General features: G+C 45.9%; 23 protein-coding genes. 15 read left to right on the forward strand and 8 right to left on the reverse strand.

What is annotated here, in order from left to right; translation table 11 throughout:
* The first annotated feature begins 14 nt into the window (after positions 1–14).
* Entirely contained in the window at positions 15–1,445 is a 1,431-nt protein-coding gene (gene hldE / locus VEJY3_RS01955) for a bifunctional D-glycero-beta-D-manno-heptose-7-phosphate kinase/D-glycero-beta-D-manno-heptose 1-phosphate adenylyltransferase HldE (RefSeq protein ID WP_014230770.1), read from the forward strand.
* A 154-nt stretch (positions 1,446–1,599) separates the two neighbouring features.
* On the opposite strand, the gene tolC is transcribed toward hldE, so the two are convergent.
* On the reverse strand, positions 1,600–2,922 hold the full coding sequence (gene tolC / locus VEJY3_RS01960; RefSeq protein ID WP_014230771.1) for an outer membrane channel protein TolC: 1,323 nt from the start codon (positions 2,920–2,922) through the stop codon (positions 1,600–1,602).
* 229 nt (positions 2,923–3,151) lie between these two features.
* Between tolC and nudF the strand changes: the two genes are divergently transcribed.
* The 6 genes from nudF (at position 3,152) to parC (ending at position 10,167) form a co-directional block, all read left to right on the forward strand.
* Complete coding sequence (gene nudF / locus VEJY3_RS01965; RefSeq protein WP_014230772.1) at positions 3,152–3,799, forward strand: ADP-ribose diphosphatase; 648 nt, start codon at positions 3,152–3,154, stop codon at positions 3,797–3,799.
* Positions 3,800–3,802: 3 nt separating this feature from the next.
* The gene (locus tag VEJY3_RS01970; protein WP_014230773.1) at positions 3,803–4,261 is read left to right on the forward strand and encodes a DUF1249 family protein; all 459 of its coding nucleotides are present in this window, start codon (positions 3,803–3,805) and stop codon (positions 4,259–4,261) included.
* 46 nt (positions 4,262–4,307) lie between these two features.
* Complete coding sequence (gene cpdA, locus VEJY3_RS01975) at positions 4,308–5,114, forward strand: 3',5'-cyclic-AMP phosphodiesterase (protein WP_014230774.1); 807 nt, start codon at positions 4,308–4,310, stop codon at positions 5,112–5,114.
* 47 nt (positions 5,115–5,161) lie between these two features.
* Positions 5,162–5,746: an esterase YqiA gene (yqiA, locus tag VEJY3_RS01980; RefSeq protein WP_014230775.1), complete on the forward strand. Its 585-nt coding sequence runs from the start codon at positions 5,162–5,164 to the stop codon at positions 5,744–5,746.
* Between the two features lie 251 nt (positions 5,747–5,997).
* On the forward strand, positions 5,998–7,878 hold the full coding sequence (gene parE / locus VEJY3_RS01985; RefSeq protein WP_014230776.1) for a DNA topoisomerase IV subunit B: 1,881 nt from the start codon (positions 5,998–6,000) through the stop codon (positions 7,876–7,878).
* A 3-nt stretch (positions 7,879–7,881) separates the two neighbouring features.
* Positions 7,882–10,167 carry a DNA topoisomerase IV subunit A gene (gene parC, locus VEJY3_RS01990; protein ID WP_014230777.1) on the forward strand — a complete coding sequence of 762 codons (2,286 nt, stop codon included), beginning with the start codon at positions 7,882–7,884 and terminating at the stop codon, positions 10,165–10,167.
* 32 nt (positions 10,168–10,199) lie between these two features.
* On the opposite strand, the gene degS is transcribed toward parC, so the two are convergent.
* The 3 genes from degS to zapG all read right to left on the reverse strand — a co-directional run bounded on the left by degS (position 10,200) and on the right by zapG (position 13,462).
* A complete protein-coding gene (gene degS / locus VEJY3_RS01995; RefSeq protein WP_014230778.1) occupies positions 10,200–11,264 on the reverse strand; it encodes an outer membrane-stress sensor serine endopeptidase DegS in 1,065 nt (354 codons plus the stop codon).
* Positions 11,265–11,461: 197 nt separating this feature from the next.
* Positions 11,462–12,829, reverse strand: a complete 1,368-nt coding sequence (locus VEJY3_RS02000) for a DegQ family serine endoprotease (RefSeq protein WP_014230779.1) — start codon at positions 12,827–12,829, stop codon at positions 11,462–11,464.
* Positions 12,830–13,018: 189 nt separating this feature from the next.
* Positions 13,019–13,462 (reverse strand): Z-ring associated protein ZapG, encoded by a 444-nt coding sequence (gene zapG, locus VEJY3_RS02005; RefSeq protein WP_014230780.1) that lies wholly within the window; start codon positions 13,460–13,462, stop codon positions 13,019–13,021.
* A gap of 195 nt (positions 13,463–13,657) precedes the next feature.
* Here zapG and zapE point away from each other — a divergent pair, with 195 nt between their 5' ends.
* From zapE to sspB, 8 genes are all read left to right on the forward strand, one after another.
* A complete protein-coding gene (gene zapE, locus VEJY3_RS02010) occupies positions 13,658–14,761 on the forward strand; it encodes a cell division protein ZapE (RefSeq protein ID WP_014230781.1) in 1,104 nt (367 codons plus the stop codon).
* A 251-nt stretch (positions 14,762–15,012) separates the two neighbouring features.
* On the forward strand, positions 15,013–15,441 hold the full coding sequence (rplM, locus tag VEJY3_RS02015) for a 50S ribosomal protein L13 (RefSeq protein ID WP_005396465.1): 429 nt from the start codon (positions 15,013–15,015) through the stop codon (positions 15,439–15,441).
* Between the two features lie 15 nt (positions 15,442–15,456).
* Positions 15,457–15,849, forward strand: a complete 393-nt coding sequence (rpsI, locus tag VEJY3_RS02020; protein ID WP_014230782.1) for a 30S ribosomal protein S9 — start codon at positions 15,457–15,459, stop codon at positions 15,847–15,849.
* Positions 15,850–16,393: 544 nt separating this feature from the next.
* The gene (gene petA / locus VEJY3_RS02025; RefSeq protein WP_014230783.1) at positions 16,394–16,984 is read left to right on the forward strand and encodes a ubiquinol-cytochrome c reductase iron-sulfur subunit; all 591 of its coding nucleotides are present in this window, start codon (positions 16,394–16,396) and stop codon (positions 16,982–16,984) included.
* Complete coding sequence (locus VEJY3_RS02030) at positions 16,984–18,249, forward strand: cytochrome bc complex cytochrome b subunit (RefSeq protein WP_014230784.1); 1,266 nt, start codon at positions 16,984–16,986, stop codon at positions 18,247–18,249. Before petA ends, VEJY3_RS02030 begins: the two co-directional genes overlap by 1 nt.
* The gene (locus tag VEJY3_RS02035; protein ID WP_014230785.1) at positions 18,246–18,983 is read left to right on the forward strand and encodes a cytochrome c1; all 738 of its coding nucleotides are present in this window, start codon (positions 18,246–18,248) and stop codon (positions 18,981–18,983) included. The genes VEJY3_RS02030 and VEJY3_RS02035 overlap by 4 nt, the downstream gene beginning before the upstream one ends.
* Positions 18,984–19,080: 97 nt before the next feature.
* A complete protein-coding gene (gene sspA / locus VEJY3_RS02040; RefSeq protein WP_014230786.1) occupies positions 19,081–19,716 on the forward strand; it encodes a stringent starvation protein SspA in 636 nt (211 codons plus the stop codon).
* Between the two features lie 16 nt (positions 19,717–19,732).
* Positions 19,733–20,215, forward strand: coding sequence for a ClpXP protease specificity-enhancing factor (gene sspB / locus VEJY3_RS02045; protein ID WP_014230787.1), 483 nt, complete (start codon positions 19,733–19,735; stop codon positions 20,213–20,215).
* A gap of 59 nt (positions 20,216–20,274) precedes the next feature.
* Here the strand turns inward: sspB and VEJY3_RS02050 are convergent, their stop codons facing one another.
* Genes VEJY3_RS02050 through VEJY3_RS02065 form a run of 4 tightly spaced genes read right to left on the reverse strand, consistent with a single transcriptional unit; the run spans position 20,275 to position 23,725 of the window.
* The gene (locus VEJY3_RS02050) at positions 20,275–20,943 is read right to left on the reverse strand and encodes a BON domain-containing protein (RefSeq protein WP_014230788.1); all 669 of its coding nucleotides are present in this window, start codon (positions 20,941–20,943) and stop codon (positions 20,275–20,277) included.
* A gap of 21 nt (positions 20,944–20,964) precedes the next feature.
* The gene (locus VEJY3_RS02055) at positions 20,965–21,555 is read right to left on the reverse strand and encodes a phosphoheptose isomerase (RefSeq protein WP_014230789.1); all 591 of its coding nucleotides are present in this window, start codon (positions 21,553–21,555) and stop codon (positions 20,965–20,967) included.
* Between the two features lie 3 nt (positions 21,556–21,558).
* Positions 21,559–21,927 (reverse strand): YraN family protein, encoded by a 369-nt coding sequence (locus VEJY3_RS02060; protein ID WP_014230790.1) that lies wholly within the window; start codon positions 21,925–21,927, stop codon positions 21,559–21,561.
* Entirely contained in the window at positions 21,911–23,725 is a 1,815-nt protein-coding gene (locus VEJY3_RS02065) for a penicillin-binding protein activator (RefSeq protein ID WP_014230791.1), read from the reverse strand. Before VEJY3_RS02065 ends, VEJY3_RS02060 begins: the two co-directional genes overlap by 17 nt.
* Positions 23,726–23,757: the final 32 nt, after the last annotated feature.

A 23,757-nucleotide genomic window follows, 5' to 3' on the forward strand; every position in this document is an offset into this window, starting at 1 on the left:
TTTGGAGACCAATAATGAAACCAATTCTACCTGATTACAACAACGCTGGTGTGCTTATCATCGGTGATGTCATGCTAGATCGTTACTGGTATGGCCCAACTGGACGTATCTCACCGGAAGCGCCAGTTCCTGTTGTAAAAGTAGAAAACAATGAAGAGCGTCCGGGTGGTGCTGCAAACGTTGCGATGAACATCGCGTCATTGGGTGGTCACGCTCACATTGTTGGTCTGACAGGAATGGATGAACCTGCAAAAGTTCTGACAGAAAAACTCAGCTCGCTCAAAGTAAAATGTGACTTTGTGCCGCTACCAGAGTACCCAACGATCACTAAGTTACGTGTAATGAGCCGCGGTCAGCAGTTGATTCGTCTGGACTTCGAAGACAAGTTCGAAAATACAGACCCAGAACCTGTGCTTACGCGCATGGATTCTGCTCTGCCAACTGTCAAAGCAGTGATCATGTCAGATTACGCAAAAGGCTCTCTTGAACATGTACAGGCGTACATTCAGAAAGCGCGCGCTGCCAACGTTCCTGTATTCATCGATCCAAAAGGTGCCGACTTTGAACGCTATCGTGGTGCGACACTTCTGACGCCAAATATGAAAGAGTTCGAAGATGTGGTTGGCAAAGTGAAGTCTGATCAGGAGCTGGTGGAAAAAGCGCTGGCGCTTGTGGAAGAGTTTGACTTTGATGCGCTGCTGGTTACCCGAAGTGAACATGGTATGACGTTAATTCGCCGAGGTGCGGAACCGTTCCACCTGCCAACACAAGCAAAAGAAGTGTATGACGTAACGGGTGCAGGTGACACCGTTATTTCTGTACTGGCGGCTTCAGTTGCTGCGGGTAAATCATTTGAAGAAGCGTGTGCTCTAGCGAATGCGGCTGCTGGTGTTGTGGTTGGTAAACTAGGAACATCAACCTTGTCTGAAATTGAACTGGCTGAAGCGGTACATGGTAGTAAAGATACCGACTTTGGTGTGATTTCAGAAAAAGCTTTGATCGAAGCGGTGAAGAAAGCACGTGCTAAAGGCGAGAAGGTTGTGATGACCAATGGCTGTTTTGACATTCTTCACGCAGGCCATGTGTCTTACTTAAACCATGCGGCTGAATTGGGCGATCGCCTAATCGTAGCCGTGAACACTGACGAGTCGGTTAAGCGTCTTAAAGGTCCTGGCCGTCCGGTAAACCCAACCGATCGTCGTATGGCGGTATTGGCTGGTTTGGGTGCAGTTGATTGGGTGGTGCCATTTAGTGAAGATACGCCGCAACGCTTGATCTCAGAAGTTCTGCCAAGCTTATTGGTGAAAGGCGGAGACTACAAACCAGAAGAGATTGCAGGTGGCAAAGAGGTGATTGCTGCTGGCGGTGAAGTTCGCGTACTGAACTTTGAAGATGGTTGTTCAACTAGTGAAATTATTAATGCGATTAAAGGTGGCAAAGGGTAAACCCTTTTACATCTAAATTAAATCGTAATGAGAAGGCTGCCTAAGGTGGCCTTTTTTGCATCTGCCTGCGATACCTAATCTTCCGTTGTTTTTTACAGGCAATAAAAAACGCCAGTTGTTTAGCAACTGGCGTTTTGCTTGTCTTGTTTACTGATTAGTTTACAGCTTTCAGACCCGCATCGATATTTAGAATGTCTTGCTCATTCAGTGTACCTACCGCCTGACGCAGTTGAAGACCACTGATGATGTAGTCGTAACGAGCATTAGATAGGTTGCGGTTTGCATCGTATAAGCGGCGAGTCGCGTCCAGTACGTCAACAATCGTACGAGTACCAACATCAAAACCTGCTTCTGTCGCCTCTAGTGCAGAGCGAGCAGAAACTACAGATTGCTCGTAAGCTTTCAATGCACCGATTGATGCGTTGATGTTGTTGTTTTGTGCGCGAACATCTTTCACTACGCTACGGTACTGAGCTTCGAGATCTTCACTTGCAGCAACATAAGCGTACTCAGCTTGTTTAGTTTGCGAAGTTACGTTACCGCCTGTGTATAGAGGAACCGATAGGTTAATACCCACGCTCAATGCGTCAAGATCATAGTCAGCTGAACTCTGTCCACGGTCAGAATAGTTGTAACCACCGTCCAAGCTCAACGTTGGTAAGTGACCAGAACTAGCCAGGGAAATGTTGTCACGAGCGATATCCTGTGAAATGCGAGAAGACAGCAAACTTAGGTTTTGCTCTTTTGCAATTTCAATTAGGTCTTCAGCAGGACTATCCGAGCGGCTTGCAGAGAAGCGAGCTGTATCAAGCACGTTCAGATTTTTGTGTTCCTGACCGGTGATTTCACGCAATGATTCGTAGCTGTTGATCAGATCGTTTTCTGCCAATACTTCATCAGCAAGTACTGCATCGTATTGAGCTTGTGCATCATGTACGTCGGTGATAGCAGAAAGGCCCACTTCAAAACGTTGTTTAGTTTGCTCAAGTTGGCGGCCAACAGCGGCTTTTTCGGCACGGACAAACACTAGGTTATCCTGAGCACGTAGTACTTCAAAGTAAGCTTGCGACACTCGAAGGATCAAACTTTGTTGTGTTGCCGCATAAGTGGCGTCTGCTTGACGAGCTGTTTTCTCTGCCGTGTCTAACGTAATCCAAGATGCGCGGTTGTAAAGTTCTTGAGTGAAGTTGATACCAGCGGTCAGGTCATTCTTATCATAAGTCGTTTTACCCGCCGAATCGTAATCGATATCACCGCGGATTACATCGTATCCCGCTGTTAAGTTGATTTGTGGTAGAAGGGCACTACGGCTTGAGGTGATTGCTTCGAAAGCTTGGTCACGCTGTGCTGCTACGCTAAGCAATTGTGGATCGTTTTGTTTTGCTAAGTCGTAGATGTCAGCTAATGAGTCCGCATAAGCCGATACGCTTATGCTACCTAGCGCTGCACTGATAAAAAGTGGAAGCAATTTTTTCATTTTCTATTCCCGCGGTCAATAGATTGGTTAATTCTCAGTAGTTTAACTCAATTTGGACGATATTTACTCTAAACTTTGCATTTTTTTACACGTAATTATCCAGTTGTGCAATAAAAATTTGTACAATACTTAAAATAAATTATAACTATTATACAAAAAGTTGAGCCAAGTCCTTTGAGCAAGTGATTAACAATGAGTACACTACAAGATTCACTCAGAGAGGTGTTTAATGCAACAGTGTGACAAGCGACAAGACGAGTTTACTTCACAAGATGTGGAAATCATCTCGAAAGAGACCCTCTTCAAGGGCTTCTTTAAAATGGTGAAGTACCGTTTCAAACATCGGCTCTTTGCTGGTGGTTGGAGTGATGTTGTTGAGCGAGAAATGTTCGAACGTGGACACGCTGCGGCGATGTTGCCTTATGATCCAATAAAGGATCAGGTTGTTATCATTGAACAGATACGAGTTGGTGCATTAGAACACGATCATCCTTGGCAGCTTGAAATTGTTGCCGGCATGATTGATCGAGATGAGTCCGTTGAAGATGTGATCCGCCGCGAAGCTCACGAAGAGGCGGGGCTTGAGGTGGGGCGAGTGATTCCGATGACGTCTTACTATCCCTCTTCAGGCGGATGCTCAGAAAAGTTGGATATTTTTGTCGGAGAAGTCGATGCTTCTAAAGCGGAAGGCATTCATGGTTTAGACTATGAAGATGAAGATATTCGAGTTCACGTCATCAGCCGTGAAGAAGCATATCAATGGGTGAAAGATGGAAAACTTGAAAATGCTGCTTCAATTATTGCAGTGCAATGGTTGCAATTAAACCATCTTGAGTTGAAATCACAGTGGGTAAGCCCCCATAACGGTGGAGAGTAAGTAATGGCGCAGATAGCTGAAAAACAGCGATATCATGTTGATTTAGCGGGTCTAATGAGAACCTATGAGACCAATTACGCTAAATTAAATGCCCTGCTGCCTGTCTCTGCTGAGGTTGGTGACGTGCGCTGTTATCAAGCCGCGCATATGGTTTATCAATTGACCGTGAATGAAGTCACAAAATACACCACAGTTGTTGAGATATGTCAGAGTGATGAAACACCAGTGTTTCCTTTACCGACAATGTCTGTCAGGCTTTACCACGATGCGAGAGTAGCGGAAGTATGCTCAAGCGGAGACTTCTCTCGTATCAAAGCTAAATATGATTATCCCAACGACAAATTGATGCAACGAGATGAAAAGCATCAACTAAACACGTTCCTTGGTGAATGGCTGACGTTTTGTTTAAGAAGTGGAATCAGTAGAACACCACTTGCCTTCAATTGCTCGTCACGTCGCTAAAGGAAAATAACAAATAACAATATAGTGGACGAATCAGGTTTTCATTTTGCAATCATCTAGTGACAGCATCAAACTTTTACAAATCACGGATACTCATCTGTTTGAGGCAGATGAGGGAAGTTTGCTGAGCGTAAAAACGGCCGACAGCTTTTCTGCTGTGGTTGATGAGGTTTTGCGCCGCGAAGTGGGGTTTGATTACATTTTAGCAACCGGGGATATTTCGCAAGATCACAGCGCGGGATCGTATCAACGATTCGCCGCAGGTATTGCGCCACTCGAGAAAGATTGTTTCTGGCTGCCGGGCAATCATGACTACAAACCCAATATGGGCAGTGTACTTCCATCACAACAGATCAAAGCGACGGAGCATGTGTTGCTTGGTGATAAGTGGCAAGTGATCCTGCTTGATTCTCAAGTAGTCGGCGTTCCGCACGGTCGTTTAAGCGATAAGCAGCTGGCATTGCTTGAAGAAAAATTAGCCGAGTACCCTGAGCGTTATACGCTGGTATTATTGCATCACCACCCAATTCTTGTTGGTAGCGCGTGGCTAGACCAGCACACTCTGAAAGATGCAGAAGCATTCTGGCAGATTGTCGAACGTTTTGATGGTGTTAAAGGGATTCTGTGCGGGCATGTTCATCAAGATATGAATGTGCTACATCAAGGCATTCGAGTCATGGCGACACCTTCTACGTGTGTGCAATTCAAGCCTAACTCAGATGACTTTGCATTAGATACCACTTCGCCAGGCTGGCGAGAATTAGAGCTGCATGCGACTGGCGAGATTACGACCCAGGTTAATCGATTGCCGGAAGGTCAGTTCCAACCAGATTTCTCCTCGAACGGATACTAATCCTGCCCGAACATTATGTTCGGGCTTTCTTTTTATGTGAGACTTTTATGATGAAACCTTCATTATTGCTGTACATCCACGGTTTTAATAGCTCACCACTCTCAATGAAAGCGAATCTGATGAGAGAGTATTGTCAGCAGCATCGCCCGGACATCAAAGTGATCATTCCGCAGTTGCCGTGTTTTCCGCAACTAGCCGCTCAACTGTTACTGGACATCGTCGAGCAATATCAAAATGATTACCGGATTGGATTAGTAGGCAGTTCGTTAGGAGGCTTTATGTCTACTTGGTTGAACAGCCAGTTTGGATTCAAAGCTGTAGTGGTCAATCCGGCCGTCAAACCTTATGAGTTGCTAGTCGACTATTTAGGTGAACAAACTAACCCCTACACGAATGAAACTTATACACTTGAGACTTGCCATATTGACGAGTTGAAAGCTCTTGATGTACAAAGCATCGCATCGCCAGACGCGTTTTGGCTTCTGCAGCAAACCGAAGACGAGGTTCTGGACTATCGCCAGGCGGTAAATAAGTTTGCGCAATCCAAGCAAACGGTAGAACAAGGCGGTGATCACAGTTTTGTAGGCTTTGAGCGTTATCCTGCAAAGATTATCGAATTTCTAGAACTGTAATGGATAGGAACGATTGGAATACGCTCATAGTTTTTGCTGATATATCCAACCGTTGCTTGACATAGGCGGTTTGCTTTCCGACTATATTTTGCTGAAAGATCTTAAGGGTCATAGACTCTGGCTACTTTGTTATGTATCAGATTTACAAACATTTAAAGATACTAACAGGGTGGCTTTTTCGTTTCCTGAGAAAACACATTCTGAACTGTGTTTTGCAGGTAACAAATAAACTTTGAGAACAATTCCGTATTATGACTGAACAATATAATGCTGGGGCCATTGAAGTACTGAATGGCTTAGAGCCAGTACGTCGCCGACCAGGGATGTATACGGATACAGCGCGCCCGAACCACCTGGGCCAAGAAGTTATCGATAACAGTGTCGATGAAGCGCTAGCCGGACATGCCTCAAAAGTACAAGTCATCCTACATGCTGACCAATCACTTGAAGTGATCGATGATGGTCGAGGCATGCCTGTTGATATCCACCCAGAAGAGAAAGTCTCTGGTGTTGAGCTGATCTTATGTAAGCTTCACGCGGGTGGTAAATTCTCGAACAAAAACTACCAATTCTCCGGTGGTCTCCACGGGGTAGGTATTTCGGTAGTAAACGCGTTGTCTAAGCGTGTTGAAGTGACCGTTCGCCGTGATGGTCAGGTCTATGAGATTGCCTTTGAGCACGGTGATAAAGTTTCGGATCTAACCGTAACCGGCACATGTGGCCGCCGTAATCGTGGTACTAGTGTGCACTTCTGGCCAGAAGCGAAGTACTTTGACTCTGCAAACTTTTCTGTGACGCGCCTGGTCAATAACCTACGTGCGAAAGCGGTTCTTTGTCCGGGATTAGAAATCACGTTCACAGACAAAGTGAACAACAAAGACTACAAGTGGCACTACGAGGATGGTTTAAAAGACTATCTGGCTGAAGGCGTTAAAGGATACACCGTTCTGCCAGAAGAACCGTTTACTGGTGAATTCTCTGCAGAAACTGAAGCCGCAAACTGGGCCGTGATCTGGCAGCCAGAAGGCGGCGAGATGATCACCGAAAGTTACGTCAACCTGATCCCTACGGCTCAGGGCGGTACACACGTAAATGGCCTGCGCCAAGGTTTGCTGGATGCAATGCGTGAGTTCTGTGATTTCCGTAACTTGCTTCCACGTGGCGTCAAACTGACCGGCGATGATGTTTTCGACCGTTGTTCATACGTGCTATCGGTGAAAATCCAAGATCCGCAATTTGCCGGCCAAACCAAAGAACGCCTTTCATCTCGTCAAACGGCGGCATTTGTTTCAGGCGTGGTGAAAGATGCCTTCAGTTTATGGCTGAACGAAAAGCCGCAACTGGCAGAGCAACTTGCTGAAGTTTGTATCGCTAACGCGCACCGTCGTATGCGTGCGAGCAAAAAAGTAGTGCGTAAGAAAGTTGCGTCAGGCCCTGCCTTGCCAGGTAAGTTAACCGACTGTTCTGTGCAAGACCTAAATCGTACCGAAATCTTCTTCGTGGAGGGTGACTCGGCGGGGGGCTCGGCAAAACAAGCACGTGATCGTGAGTTCCAGGCAGTGATGCCACTGCGCGGTAAAATCCTGAATACCTGGGAAGTATCTGCTGACCAAGTTCTGGCGTCACAAGAAGTGCACGATATTTCCGTCGCTTTAGGGATCGATCCTGACAACGATAACCTCGACGGTCTTCGTTACGGCAAGATCTGTATTCTTGCCGATGCGGACTCGGATGGTCTTCATATCGCGACACTGCTGTGCGCCTTATTCACTCGTCACTTCCGCGCACTAGTGGAAGCGGGCCATATCTATGTCGCCATGCCACCGCTGTACCGAATCGACTGCGGTAAAGAAGTGTTCTACGCGCTCGATGACGATGAAAAAGATGGCGTACTAGAGCGCTTGTCGAAGAAGAAAGCCAAAATCAACGTGCAGCGATTCAAAGGTCTGGGTGAGATGAACCCATTACAGCTGCGTGAAACCACCATGGATCCAAACACACGTCGTCTGGTTCAGTTAACCATTGACGACTCTGCAGCGACCATGGAAATGATGGACATGTTGCTTGGTAAGAAGCGTGCAGATGACCGTCGTTCTTGGTTACAAAACAACGGCGATTTGGCAGAGGTTTAACGAATGTCTACAGAAATTACTTACGATGGCGTTGAACAGTTGCCGATGCGCAAGTTCACCGAAGACGCTTATCTAAATTACTCGATGTACGTAATTATGGATCGTGCATTGCCATACATTGGCGATGGTTTGAAGCCGGTTCAACGACGTATCATCTACGCGATGTCGGAGCTAGGTCTCTCGGCATCCGCAAAATACAAAAAATCAGCACGTACCGTCGGTGACGTGCTGGGTAAATACCATCCGCACGGTGACTCTGCGTGTTACGAAGCGATGGTATTGATGGCGCAGCCGTTTTCTTACCGTTACCCATTGGTTGACGGTCAGGGTAACTGGGGTGCGCCGGATGACCCGAAATCCTTCGCAGCGATGCGTTATACCGAAGCGAAACTGTCTAAGTTTGCTGAAGTATTACTGGGTGAACTAGGTCAGGGCACGGTTGAATGGCAGCCTAACTTTGACGGCACGATGAAAGAGCCGCAAATGCTGCCAGCACGTCTGCCTCATATCCTGCTTAACGGCGTAACGGGTATCGCGGTTGGTATGGCGACGGATATTCCTCCGCATAACGTACGTGAGGTAGCTGACGCAACAATCCATCTGATTGATAACCCTAAAGCGGAACTGCCGGACGTAATGCAGTACGTGAAAGGCCCGGATTACCCAACGGAAGCTGAGATCATTTCCCCGCAAGCGGAAATTGAAAAGATCTATCGTAACGGACGCGGCAGTATCAAGATGCGTGCTGTCTGGCATAAAGAAGGTTCGGACATCGTCATCACGTCGATTCCGCACCAAGTGTCAGGCTCTAAGCTACTTGAGCAAATCGCAAACCAAATGCGTGCGAAGAAGCTACCAATGGTCGAAGATCTTCGTGATGAATCGGATCATGAGAACCCAACCCGTATCGTTATCGTTCCTCGTTCTAACCGAGTCGATTGCGATATGTTGATGAATCACTTGTTCGCTTCTACTGATCTAGAACGTAGCTACCGCGTTAACCTGAACATGATTGGCCTGGATAACCGTCCTCAGGTTAAAGGTCTGGTTCAGATTCTATCGGAGTGGATTGAGTTCCGTCGCACGACGGTTCGCCGACGTTTGCAATATCGCTTAGACAAAGTGATGGCTCGCCTGCACATCTTAGAAGGTTTGTTGGTTGCGTACCTGAACCTTGATGAAGTGATTGAGATCATCCGTACTGAAGACGATCCAAAAGCGGTGCTGATGGAGCGTTTTGGTATCACCGATATCCAAGCCGACGCGATTCTGGATACCAAGCTTCGTCATCTTGCCAAACTGGAAGAGATGAAGATCCGTGGTGAGCAAGAAGAGCTGGAAAAAGAACGTGAGAAGCTAGAGCTGCTATTAGGTTCTGAGCGCCGTCTGAATACATTGCTGAAGAAAGAAATCAAAGCAGATGCAGAGAAATACGGCGATGATCGTCGCTCGCCACTAGTAGAACGTGCAGAAGCGAAAGCGCTAACTGAGCGTGACCTAGTGCCGAGTGAACCGATTACGGTTGTTCTGTCTGAAAAAGGCTGGATTCGTCACGCGAAAGGCCACGAAGTTGAAGCTGAAGGTCTGAACTACAAGTCTGGTGATAAATACTTGGCGCATGCCCGAGGCAAGAGTAACCAACCTGCCGTTTTCCTTGGTAGTGATGGTCGCAGCTACTCGCTTGAATCGCACTCTTTACCGTCTGCTCGTAGTCAGGGTGAGCCAATTACCGGCCGCCTGAACATCACCGCAGGCAGCAGCATTCGCCAGGTGATTATGGGTGAAGAAGATCAGTTATGGCTGGTGGGTTCTGACGCGGGTTACGGCTTTGTATGTAAAGGTTCCGATCTGTTGTCGAAGAACCGCAGCGGCAAAGCTCTGGTCACCTTACCTGCGAACTCGGAAGTGATGACGCCTAAAGAAGTTGAAGATTTAGACTCTGATGAAATTCTGGCGATCACTAACCAGGGACGTATGTTGTTGTTCCCGATTAAAGACCTGCCGCAATTAGCAAAAGGTAAAGGGAATAAGATCATCAACATTCCTGCGGCGAAAGCGAAAGATCGTGAAGAAGTATTATCTCATCTGATGGCTCTGCCACAGGGAGCTTCTCTGACACTTTATGCTGGCAAGCGTAAGCTGGGCTTGAAACCAACTGACTTGGATAATTTCCGTGGAGAGCGTGGCCGTCGAGGTAGTCTGCTGCCAAGAGGCTTACAGCGAGTGACTCGAATCGACGTTGAGCTCGGTGAGTCGAGCAACACTGAAGAATCGAGCGAAAGCGAATAAAACAAAAATCCCAGCCAGTGGCTGGGACTTTTTTATGCTTCTTGTTTGTCTTCAGCAATAGTGACTTTTAACGTTATCTCTTTGCCTTTACGAATAATGCCCACTTCAACAGTCGTACCGGGACGTAAATCGGTGACAATATCCATCACACTTTGTCGTCCCTGAACTTTATTGCCATCAATACTAATTATGATGTCTTGTTTCTCGAAGCCTGCTGCGCTAGCGGGACCATTAGGGTCGATACCGAGAACGACAATGCCACCGACATGTTGATTACCCAATAATCGAGCGGTGACCGCATTAATATCTTGACCATCAATGCCGATATAGCCACGGATCACACGGCCATCCGCAATGATCTTTTGCATGATCTTGCTTGCGAGTGGTGCCGGAATCGCGAATGAAATGCCGTAAGTTTCCAAATCGGTTGCTTGCTGGAAGGAGGCGGTATTAATTCCGACTAACTCACCCTGGGTATTAACCAATGCACCACCAGAGTTACCTTCGTTGATTGCCGCATCGGTTTGAATGAAGGCTTGTCGTCCGTCGCTGATAGAAGAACGTCCCGTCGCGGAGATAATACCAAAGGTCGTGGTTTGTCCTAAGTTGTATGGATTGCCAATGGCCAGTACCACATCACCAACTTGAGGTTTGTATTCTGAGTTAAGAGGTATCACGGGTAGATTGGTGCCCTCAACACGCAGCACGGCAATATCGGTGCGTTTGTCGGTACCGACAAGTTGTGCCGCGGCAGCTCTGCCATCTTGCAGTGCTACGACGATTTGGTCAGCCTGCGCTACAACATGGTAATTGGTAATGATGTAGCCTTTCTCACTGACAATCACACCAGATCCCAGCCCTTGTGTAGAAAGCTTGCTACGATCATTTTCTACATACTTGCGGCTGTAAATATTCACCACGGCTGGAGCGGCTTTTCTAACAGCCTGATTGAAAGAGAGTTCAAGAGAGGCGATGTTGCTTGGTTGTGGATCAAGCGCAGCTGGAATTACGTTATTACGTAAAGATGGAACCGCAAGTAGGACAACGGCGGCGGTTGCCAAGCCTAGAAAGACAGAACGTAATAAAAAGCTAAGCATATCCTCTCCATGTGTGAACGCCAAAGTGGCATAAGAAGGTGAAGAATAGCATTACATTGAAAAATAACAAAAGGACAGCACGTGATTGTGCTGTCCTTTTAATTGTCCGACTAAAAGTTCGTCAAAGTATTAGAGCTCTGTCACCGAATGTTGTGTATCCAAAGCACTTTTACCTAACCACCTTTGGGCCAATACCGTTATCGAATTACCAGATAAATGGTACGGTCTCCGCGCTGAATGTTGAGTGCGAGTACGCCTTTTTGCTTATCAACAATCGCTCGAAGTTCAGCAAGGTTTTTCACGCGCTGACGGTTCACTCCGATGATGATGTCACCTTCTTGCAACTGGTATTGAGCTGCAGGTGAGTTTTCAGCAACGCTTGTCACCTTCACACCTTGAACGGAGTCACTCGGGTTTGTGTTACTTAACTCAGCCCCTTTTAGACCATCATGCAGGGTTTCTGCTTTCGCTTTGATATTGGTCGACTCACCAAGCGTCACATTAAAGGTTTCGTTTTTACCATCACGCACCACACCGAGCGTGATCTTTTTACCTGCACCTAATGTTGCGACTTTGGCACGTAGCTCAGAGAAGGTGTCAATCGACTTACCATTCACGGAAACGATGATATCACCTGCTTTCAAACCCGCTTTATCAGCAGCGCTGTCAGGCACTACTTGACCAATAAATGCGCCTTTGCTGGACTCGTAGCCGAGTGCCTCTGCTAGCTCCGACGTGACTTCGCCGCCTTGAACACCCAACATACCGCGTTTCACTTCACCAAACTCTAAAATTTGCTCGGTAAGGTTTTTCATCATGTTGGAAGGAATAGCAAAGCCAATGCCGACGTTACCACCATTTGGACCCAAAATAGCGGTGTTGATGCCGATCAGCTCACCATTTAAGTTGACCAAGGCACCACCTGAGTTGCCGCTGTTAATCGCTGCATCGGTTTGAATGAAGTTCTCGAAGTTTTCAACATTCAAGCCGCTACGGCCAAGTGCTGACACAATACCTGAAGTGACGGTTTGACCCAGACCAAACGGGTTACCAATCGCAACGGTAAAGTCACCGACGCGCAACTTGTCGGAGTCGGCAATTTTAATTTGTGTCAGGTTCTTTGCTTTTTCCAATTTGAGCAGTGCCACATCGGCCATTTCGTCACCACCGACTAATTCGGCGTCATACTCTCGTCCGTCATATAAGCGTACTCGAATCTCATCCGCCCCTTTTATTACGTGATAGTTCGTTACGATATGACCTTTGTTCGCGTCAATGATGACACCTGACCCTAAACCTCGGAACGGACGTTCCCGCGTTTGTTCCATTGGAAAATCTGGGCCAAAGAAAAATTGAAATTGCTCGGGAATACGGCTGGTTTGCACCTGTTTGCCTTCTACCGCAATGCTGACTACCGCTGGGGTCACTTTATCCAGCATTGGTGCGAGGCTAGGTAGTTGCTGACCATCCATGCTGAGCGGCAAGGCTGCCGTCGCCTGGATTGGCGTGAAGATAGAACTCAAACTTAGAGATAGAACGGTCAGTGCAAGCAGTGGTTTTTTCATCCAATAACTCCTCTTGAAACATGTCTGCCAAAAAGAAATATCCTAACTGTTAGTAATATAGGGATTAGTTGGGATAATCAAAAGGGGTAGCAGTTCACAAGTAAGTTAGAGATGGCTGTTTCAGAAAAGTTCAAAAAGGGCCGATACAAAATGAGATTTGTATCGGCCTGATAGGGGAGATAAGAGGTGTTATGATGCTTTGGCGGTAACCGCTTCAGGTGCTGTAATTACTTCTTTCTCTTGATCTTTTAAAAGACCTGTTGCGCCATTGGCGTAGTCTTTAGGTTGTTCGTTGACATTTGGCTGATCTTCTTTGATCTGCTCTGAAGCCATCGCTGTCTTCTTATCAAACGGGTTATCTTGCTCAGGTAGATTAGGCAAAAGTTCTGAAGACGTCTTCGCTAGATGCTGATACAGCTTGGTGTAATCTTTACCTAGGGTATCCAACATTTCTGCGGTTTGGGCAAAGTGGTCAACGAGCTCTTGGCGTTGTTGCTCTAGTTCAAACTTCGCCGACTCTAATTCTTTCTGTACAGACTTCTGTTTTTTGTATTCAGGTGTGGTTAGTCTACTAATGACTACGCCTACGATTGTACCGACCAGCAAACCCACAATGGCATGAATCCAAGGCATAACTGCTCCTTATATTTGTTTTAACAAGTCTTTTACTACTTAGTTACACGCGGTGCTCGTCCATGTTACTATGGCTTGAACAGCCGATAAAGAAAAATAGCAGTATGTCTTCGGGGACTGATAACTAATTCTCTGTAATCAGACATTGCCCCCGAGGTGACACTTTCCTTTGTACCTCTAAAACGACTTAATGCGATGACACCACTACAACGATATCAAAAAGATATAGCAGAACATGGATTCCAGCGTGATGAAGCCCAACATCAGGCAGTAACTGCTTTGGATAAGCTCTACCACGCTATTGTCAATTTTCAGTCTGCACCTGTACCTCAACTTTCCAAATGGCAAAAACTCATGGGTAAAAAGGTTGAATTGCCTGAACCTCCGAAAGGTTTGTATTTTTGGGGAGGGGTCGGTCGAGGTAAAACCTATTTGATGGATGCTTTTTTTGATGCGTTGCCAACAGAAAGAAAGATGCGAGTGCATTTTCATCGCTTTATGTACCGAGTACACGATGAACTGAAGCAACTGGGTGATGTTGAAAACCCATTATCGAAAGTGGCTGACAAGTTTAAAAAAGAAGCGGACGTGGTGTGCTTTGATGAATTCTTTGTCTCTGATATTACCGATGCAATGATTCTGGCTACATTGCTACAAGAAATGTTTAAGCGTCAGATGATCTTAGTTGCGACGTCGAATATTGAACCGCAAAATTTGTACCGTAACGGTTTACAGCGAGCGCGATTCTTGCCTGCAATCGATATGATTTTGGCTCGATGCGATGTTTTGAATGTCGACAGTGGAGTGGATTACCGTTTAAGAACGCTCGAGCAGGCAGAAATCTATCATCATCCTTTAGACGAACAAGCGACCATTAACCTGAATAAGTACTACCAGCAACTGACAGGTGAGCGGCAGCACGTGGCGCATCAGATAGAAATTAACCACCGTAATATCGAGGTTATCGAAGCCAGCGACGGTGTATTGCATGCTTCTTTTGCTCAGTTATGTCAAACGACTCGAAGCCAGAATGATTACATAGAACTCTCACGCATTTATCACACCGTATTGCTGGCTGATGTTGTGCAGATGAGCGGCAAAATAGACGACGCAGCGAGACGTTTTATTGCTCTGGTCGATGAGTTTTATGAGCGACATGTTAAGCTCATTATTTCTGCGGAAGTGCCGATGGATAGCTTATATACTCAAGGCCAGCTTGAATTTGAATTTAAGCGCTGTCTATCTCGTTTAACTGAGATGCAGAGTCATGAGTATCTCGCAAGAGAGCATTTGGCTTAAATCTACTTGTTTCAAAAAAACTGAAGAAAAAATTAGTGATTTGGCGCAAAAAAAGGTGATTTTTTCTTCGGTCTTCTCTATAATCCTGCGACCCACCGTTACTGCAGACCTGATTATCGAAGTTATTTCGACAATGAAGGTCGAGAGTACCACCGACTCGAAGGGGTGATGACTGGGCTCTTAGACAGTGTGGGAGCACCAAAAGGGTGTTCCTTTAAAGTTTAAATTTTAATTAACGGGTTATTATTAGCATGAAAACTTTCGTTGCTAAACCAGAAACTGTAAAACGCGACTGGTACGTTGTAGACGCTGAAGGTAAAACTCTTGGCCGTCTAGCAAGTGAAATTGCATCTCGCCTACGTGGCAAACATAAAGCTGAATACACTCCTCACGTTGACGCTGGTGACTACATCATCGTTATCAACGCTGAGAAAGTTGCTGTAACTGGTAACAAAGCTAAAGACAAAGTGTACTACCGTCACTCTGAGTTCCCAGGTGGTCTAAAATCTATCACTTTTGAAAAGTTGATCGATCGTAAACCTGAGATGGTTCTTGAGCTTGCAGTTAAAGGCATGCTTCCACGTGGTCCTCTAGGCCGTGCTATGTACCGTAAGCTTAAAGTTTACGCAGGCGCTGAGCACAACCATGTTGCTCAACAACCACAAGTACTAGACATCTAATTGGGGATTTCGAAAATGGCAGAGAATCAATACTACGGCACTGGCCGTCGCAAAAGCTCAGCTGCGCGTGTTTTCATCAAACCAGGCAGCGGCAACATTGTAGTAAACAAGCGTAACCTTGACGAATACTTCGGTCGTCCAACAGCACGCATGGTTGTACAACAACCTCTAGAGCTAGTTGAACTAACTGACAAGCTAGACCTTTACGTAACAGTTAAAGGCGGCGGTATTTCTGGTCAAGCTGGTGCTATCCGTCACGGTATCACTCGCGCGCTTATGGAATACGATGAGTCTCTACGTCCTGCTCTACGTGCAGCTGGTTACGTTACTCGTGACGCTCGTTGCGTTGAACGTAAGAAAGTTGGTCTACGTAAAGCACGTCGTCGTCCACAGTTCTCTAAGCGTTAATTTCCTTACGGGAATTATGCTTTCCAGAGTTATTCTGGATACTGTGCACCAAAAGCTCGGCTATATGCCGAGCTTTTTGTTTTTTATACGGCTGAAAAATACGCTATTAATTTGATATTTTTATCCCGGACCTAACTTAATACCCACGCAATATTTAGCTGAGCCATTATTAAGTTTTTTCTTAATTTCATGTGCTACAAAATTTTAATAACTCTCGTCATTAGTCCGGCTATTTTATTTCTTCTTCAGCAGACTTAATTTACTGAAAACAACCAATATAAAAGGGATAAACCTCGTTATTTCGTGTCTCTTCCTTTCGCTTTCTTGTTACAAATCACATCAAACATTTATTATTTTACTGCTTTTGTGACGACACGGGCGATTTGCCTCACAAATGTTACAAAAAGGTAGCTTTATCTTGTCAAAAAGTAGGGTTTTCTTTATCATTTCCTCCCAATAAATATAACGAAATTCATTATGTGTTAGCCATGCTCTTATAAGCGGAATAATAACGATCCAAGGGAGCAAATGGGAGAATGTTTGGATGAGCAACGCGCCTTTAAATAACGGTCGCAGGCGTTTTCTAACCGCTACAACGGCAGTTGTGGGTGGGTTAGGGGCAGCTGCCGTCGCCGTTCCTTTTATAAAATCATGGAATCCGAGTGCTAAAGCAAAAGCTGCTGGTGCACCGGTGGAAGTGGATATCAGTAAAATCGAACCGGGCCAATTGGTTCGTGTTGAGTGGCAGGGTAAACCTGTATGGATTGTACGCCGTACTCAGCAAGTGATAGATAACCTCAAAACTATCGACGATAAACTTCGTGATCCTAAGTCTGAAATGGAGCAGCAACCTGCTTACGCTCAGAATGAGTACCGCTCAATTAAGCCGGAGTTCTTTGTTGCAGTTGGTTTCTGTACTCACTTAGGCTGTTCACCTAGCTACCTGCCTGATTCTTTCTCAGAGCAAGTTCAGGGTGTGAAATCTGGCTTCTTCTGTCCATGTCATGGCTCTAAGTTTGATATGGCTGGCCGAGTGTTCCAGGGTGTTCCTGCGCCGTTGAACCTTGTGATTCCTAAGCACATGTATCTGAGTGACACGAAGCTCATAGTTGGTGTTGATGAGGGGGATGCATAATGCAAGCAATGTTAGACTGGGTAGAAAAACGTATTCCAGCCATGAATGCTTATAAAAAGCATTTATCTGAATACCCAATGCCGAAGAACTTCAACTTTTGGTACCTTTTTGGTTCTCTGGCTATGTTGGTTCTTGTCAACCAAATCCTAACGGGTATTTGGTTAACGATGAACTACGTTCCTTCTGGCGAAGGTGCATTTGCTTCTATCGAATACATCATGCGTGATGTTGAGTACGGTTGGTTGTTGCGATACATGCACTCTACCGGTGCTTCAGCATTCTTCGTGGTTGTATACCTACACATGTTCCGTGGTCTGATCTACGGTTCGTACCAAAAGCCTCGTGAACTACTGTGGATCTTCGGTATGTTGATCTTCTTGGTTCTTATGGCTGAAGCTTTCATGGGTTACCTATTACCATGGGGTCAGATGTCATACTGGGGTGCACAGGTAATCATTTCTCTATTTGGTGCGATTCCTGTTATTGGCGACGATCTAACACTTTGGATCCGTGGTGACTACATCATCTCTGGTGCAACGTTGAACCGTTTCTTCGCGCTTCACGTTATTGCGCTACCAATCGTACTGCTTCTGCTTATCGTACTTCACGTATTGGCACTGCACGAAGTTGGCTCAAACAACCCTGACGGTATCGAGACTAAACTACCGAAAGGCACAATGGGCGATGATTACCAAACGCAATTCAAGTTCCACGATTACTACTCGAAGAAATACGACATCATCGACTCTATTCCGTTCCACCCTTACGGTACGGTAAAAGATTTGGTGGGTGTAGCTGGCTTCTTGTTCTTCTTCTGTTACGTGTTGTTCTTCAACCCAGAAATGGGGGGTTACTTCCTTGAGCCGCCTAACTTTGAAGCAGCGAACCCGCTTAAGACACCTGCGCACATCGCGCCTGTATGGTACTTCACACCGTTCTATGCAATCTTGCGTGCGGTTCCAGACAAGCTGTTGGGCGTAATCCTGATGGGTGCTTCGATTGCAGTTCTGTTTGTACTACCGTGGTTAGATCGTTGTAAAGTGCGTTCTTACCGTTACCGTAGCAAACTTCATCTGTTGAATATTATCCAATTCACTATCAGCTTCATTGCGCTAGGTATTTTGGGTGCGTTACCTGCAACGCCAACATACACACTACTAGCACAAATCTTTAGTTTGGGTTACTTCATGTTCTTTGTACTGCTGTTCTTCTACAGCAAAAATGAAGCAACTAAACCATTACCAGAGAGGGTGACATTCAAATGAAGAAGTGGATTGTAATTCTATTTGCTATGTTGCCATCTCTAGCGATGGCAGCGGGGGCCAGTGTGCCGCTTGATAAAGCACACGTGGACCTGTCGGATAAAGCTTCGCTGCAAAACGGCGCGAAGTTATTCATGAACTACTGTTTCGGCTGTCACTCTACGCAGTACCAGCGTTATGAGCGTGTCGCAACAGATTTGGAAATTCCAACAGACTTAATGAAAGAGAACCTGATTTTCAATCCAGAAGCGAAAATCGGTGATCTGATGGTTAACTCTATGCCACCTAAGCAAGCGGCAAACTGGTTTGGTGCTCCACCGCCAGATTTGACGCTGGTTGCTCGAGTTCGTGGTGCGGATTGGTTATACACTTACTTACGTTCGTTCTATGTGGATCCATCACGTCCGTTTGGCGTAAACAACATTGTATTCCCAAGTGTTGGTATGCCACATGTACTTGAAGAACTACAAGGTATCCCAACGCCAGTCTACGAGACTCACCACGTTGATGGTGAAGAAGTTAAAGTTGTTATTGGTACTGAAACGGATGGTACTGGCGAACTAAGCACAGGCGAATACGACAAAGCTGTGGGTGATCTGGTTAACTTCCTGGTTTACTCTGGTGACCCGGTACAACTAGAGCGTCACGCAATTGGTTGGTGGGTGATGGGCTTCTTAGTCATCCTGACTATCATCGTTGTGTTGCTTAAGAAAGAGTATTGGCGTGATGTGCATTAATTGTGCTAAAATATCGTGCTAATTCCCAATTTTAATTGACTGTACAATGGAGGCTTAGCCTCCATTGTTTTTATTTGTAAGTGTACTGGAGGGCTCCATGGCTGTAGCTGCCAATAAACGTTCTGTGATGACTCTTTTCTCAAGTGCATCAGATTTGTATAGCCATCAGGTTCGCATTGTACTGGCTGAAAAAGGTGTAAGTGTTGAAGTTGAGCTTGTTGATGAAGCTAACCTTCCTGCTGAACTTATCGAGCTAAACCCATATAAATCAGTGCCAACTCTTGTGGATCGTGAGCTTGCGCTTTACGATTCAAAAATTATCATGGAGTACTTGGACGAGCGTTTTCCTCATCCACCTCTAATGCCGGTTTACCCTGTTGCCCGTGGTAACAGCCGTTTGATGATGTACCGTATCGAACGTAATTGGTACTCACTAGCTGAAAAAGTAATGAAAGGTAACGCTGAAGAATCAGAAAAAGCGCGTACGAAACTTCGTAACGATCTTCTGACTCTAGCGCCAATCTTTGCTGAATATGAGTACTTCATGAGTGAAGAATTCAGCTTGATCGATTGTTACTTGGCACCATTGTTGTGGCGTTTACCTCAACTTGGTATTGAGCTTGTTGGTCCTGGCTCTAAAGAGATCAAGGTTTACATGAACCGCGTATTTGAACGTGATTCATTCCTTGCTTCTTTGACTGAAGCTGAACGTGAAATGCGTCTAGTTCGTTAAGCGATTTAGATACATTATGGATATTGCAAAAATGACTGCCCGCCGCCCATATATGCTTCGAGCATTTTATGACTGGCTGGTAGACAATGACTTAACTCCTCATTTGGTTGTTGATGCAACCATGCCAGGTGTACGTGTACCTGTTGAGTTTATTCAAGATGGTCAGATTATCCTGAATATTGCCCCTCGTGCCGTTGGTAATCTTGAGTTGGGCAATGATGCGATTACTTTCCATGCTCGTTTTAGCGGTCGTCCGCACTCGGTAATTGTGCCTGTTTATGCGGTTCAAGCTATCTATGCACGTGAAAATGGTGCAGGCACGATGTTTGAACCTGAAGAGGCTTATACCAATATCGAAGAAGAAACGATGGTAGAAGAGCAATCTCCGTCGTTTACTACGGTTAGTGATGACGCTCAAGTTGCGGACTCGGAATCAGGTGACAGCGAAAGTGAAGCACCTCGTCCGAAAGGCAAACCAAGCTTAAGAGTTATTAAATAAAAAAAGCAGCGATTCCGCTGCTTTTTTATTGCTTGATACTTGAGTTGATGCTTTAGCAATCACTGAGTTATCGTGAATACTTCAACATTTTCTTCGTTATCTTCGTCTGTGTCACTTTGAATTGGCTGTGTACCATCGTTCGGTAAGTCAACTTCAACGGGCTCTGTCTTTCCGTACTGGAACCCATTAATGACTTGCTTTACACCAGAGACGTTACGTGCGATTTCTATTGCTCTCTGACTCTGTGCTTCTGTTACATAGCCAAACAGAAAAACTTCACTATCTTCAGTAATCACTTTCACTTTAACAGCATTAAGCTGCTCATCAGTAAGCAGTGAGGATTTTACTTTCGTGGTGATCCAACTGTCATTGCTGATTTGCGTCACTGTCAGCGGCTCTTTTTGCTTCATTTGGTTGTGAATCACTTTCACGCCGGTGATTGCACGAGTTCTTTTCTCAAGATCACTGATTAAGTCCTGAGTTGGAGCCTGACCCATCAGCACCACGGTACCATTGTATGAGCTGGCAAAAACACGAGCCTGGCCTTTGAATGGCTGTTTATTACCAATGGCGGCGACTTCAAACTCAATGTTGTTATCTTGCCAGATCTGTTTGGTAGTACGGGTGTCCGTGACGATATTGGCTGTCGTTGCGGCGCCAGCAATGAACAAACCCGCACAACCACTGAGATTAAACACGGTAAGTAAAAGGATGAGGCTACGTAGCATGATTCTGACTCTCAATCTGAGTTATTCTTCGTGAGCAGGGAAAAGTACTTGGTCTATAAGGTCACATAAGCAATGTAAGGTCACCATGTGAACCTCATGAATGCGTGCCGTACGATGAGACGGAATTCGAATCTCGACGTCATTTTCACCCAGTAACCCCGCCATTTCACCGCCGTCTTTGCCTGTCAGAGCAATAATGGTCATGTCGCGTGTTACCGCCGCTTCCATTGCTTTGATAATGTTCTTGCTATTACCGCTGGTCGACAGTGCCAAAAGAATGTCACCCGGTTGGCCAAACGCACGGACTTGCTTAGAGAAGATTTCCTGATAATGGTAGTCGTTAGCAACGGCTGTAAGGGTAGTATTATCAGCGGTCAGCGCCATCGCCGGCAGGCTTGGACGTTCTGTCTCAAAGCGATTTAAAAGGCAAGAGACAAACTGTTGTGAGTTGGCGGCACTTCCACCGTTCCCACAACATAGGATTTTATTACCATTAAGCAAACTCGAAACCATGGCTTGAGCCGCATGAGTAATAGCGTCTGGCAGTGCTTCAGCAGCTGCAATTTGAATTTGTATACTTTCTGTAAAGCTGTCTTTAATGCTATCTAGCATCGCTTATCCTTCAGATATTGCGTTTTGTATCCAGTTAATATCTCGGCCATTGTCGTGAATGGCGATAACATCGAACCGGTAATCGATTGTATGTATGGACTGTTTTTGGCGGCTTAGCCAAATGTTGGCGGTTTTTATCAGCTTACGCATTTTGGCGTGAGTGACCATTTCCGCTGCCGAGCCAAAACGATCGTTGTTGCGATATTTGACTTCGACGAAGACGATAGTTTCACCTTGTTGGAAGATTAAATCAATTTCGCCAACTTTTGTTAGAAAATTTTGCTCGACAAAGCGTAAACCCTGGCGAAGCAGATATTGCTTGGCCAGGGTTTCATATTGATTACCTATCTGACGTTTACTGAAGAGCCCCACGCTCGGTCCAACTTAGCTCACGTTGTACAACACAGTTGTTGTCGAGGCTCAACACACCTGTCTGACCTCGTATCGATAGCCCCGGAACAAGCTTCATCTGAGGCAGTTCGCCAATCAACTTGTAGGCATCCATTCCGAGTGCTTTTAGGCGGACTTCCATATTGGATTGTTCTGCCCACAGCTCTTTCATTTCAGCTGCAACCGTCGGATCTGGGTCAATCAATAGCGGGATGTCGCTGTAAATAATGCCAGTCAAATCATCGTACGTTGCGCCACCGCTATTACTACGAGAGTTAGAGAAGATTTGTGGTGGCTTGGCGTCCGGGTTAATCGCGACTTCGATAAATGGTTTAATCAAAGTCAGCTCTGAACTTCTTGCAACAATGTAAACCGCATCTACGTCGCGGCGGCTACGTGGCTGAGTTTCAAGTTTAATTTTCATCAGCGATTGCATCTGAGCGATACGCTGTTTACTTTCCTGCAGGCCGAATACGTCATTGATGTCTTTTTGCAGCTGGCGTTTATCACCAAAGTAGCTGGTTGCGACTTTGTTTGAGCTGTATTTATTCCACTCTTCATTAAACGCTTCAACTACTCGCTCGCCGTAACTGCCTTTAGGCGCAAGAATTAGCGGGAAATTGTAGCCTTGATTGAACAGGTACTTAGCTGCCTGAGCCACTTCTTGCTCTGGTGAAAGTGCCAGATAGCAGATATTACTGCCCGGTTGGATTTCTTCAGGAATGTTCAAAGCTAGGGCTGGAATCGTCGGTCCAGCTGCAGAGCCATCCATTGAAGTTTGCAGTAGTTCCACATTTTCTTTCTGCAGAGGGCCGACAACAAAATCAATATTCTCGTTGATTAGGCGCTGCTTGATTTGCTCGGGACTGTACGCGTGCGTATCGATCACGGTTAAGCTTGTGCTCTCGTCACGATTCTCATCATTCATCATCGCAAACATGAAGCCTTCACGGATCAGCTGTGCTTGAGGCGCAAATTTCCCCGTCAGCGGCAGTAGCAACGCCGTATTATTTGGCTTAACAATGTTGAGAGACAGAATATTTTGAATTTCTTCAGGCGTGTAAACCGCAGCCGGGTGTGAAGGGTTTTCCGTTAACCAACGATCCAGCGTATTTCTTAGCTGAGAAAGGTTACCCGACATGGCTTTAGAGTAAATCGCCAGTTGCAACCAGCCACTCAAAACTTCTTCGTTTGGAGCGGTGCTTAGCGACGTCAATTCTGCTTCAGAGTAGCTACCGAAGTTCATCCAAATACGGCTGGAAATCTCACGTTGCTCAGGAGACGAAGAGTAATGACCCAGCATGACCAGTTCACGGTTTGCTTCAAATGACTGGTTCAGGCTTTGGTAAGCGTCTGCACGTAACGCGTAGTAATCCTTCCATTGGTCGTTTGGTAGTTTCCACCAAGGCTTAAAGTTCAGTAGCTGAAGTAACTGAGAGTAATTGCCTTGCTTTTGCTGTATGGTCGCTCGCGCCAGTTGCCACTCTGCCTGTTGCACTTCTGACAACTGCTGGCGAGAAAGTCGCGTGATCAGCAGGTCAGCCTGATCAAATTGGTTGGCTTGAATTGCGGCTTTGGCTGCCATGATCAACCAGTCGTTTTGCACGCTGCCTTCCGAACTGTCAGCTTGAATCATGTAGCTCTGCACTGACTGGGTAGGCTCCAGTGTGACATCTACACCATCAGGTTGTCTCGGACCTGAAGAACAGGCGGCGAGTGTAATTGCTAGTGCAACAGGAGTGAGTATGCGTGGTACACTGAGTCTCTTATGGTTAATCATTGCCGTGAGTTCTCTATAATTTTGTACAAAAT

The sequence above is a fragment of the Vibrio sp. EJY3 genome, from assembly GCF_000241385.1.
GTDB classification, from domain to species: Bacteria; Pseudomonadota; Gammaproteobacteria; order Enterobacterales; family Vibrionaceae; genus Vibrio; species Vibrio natriegens.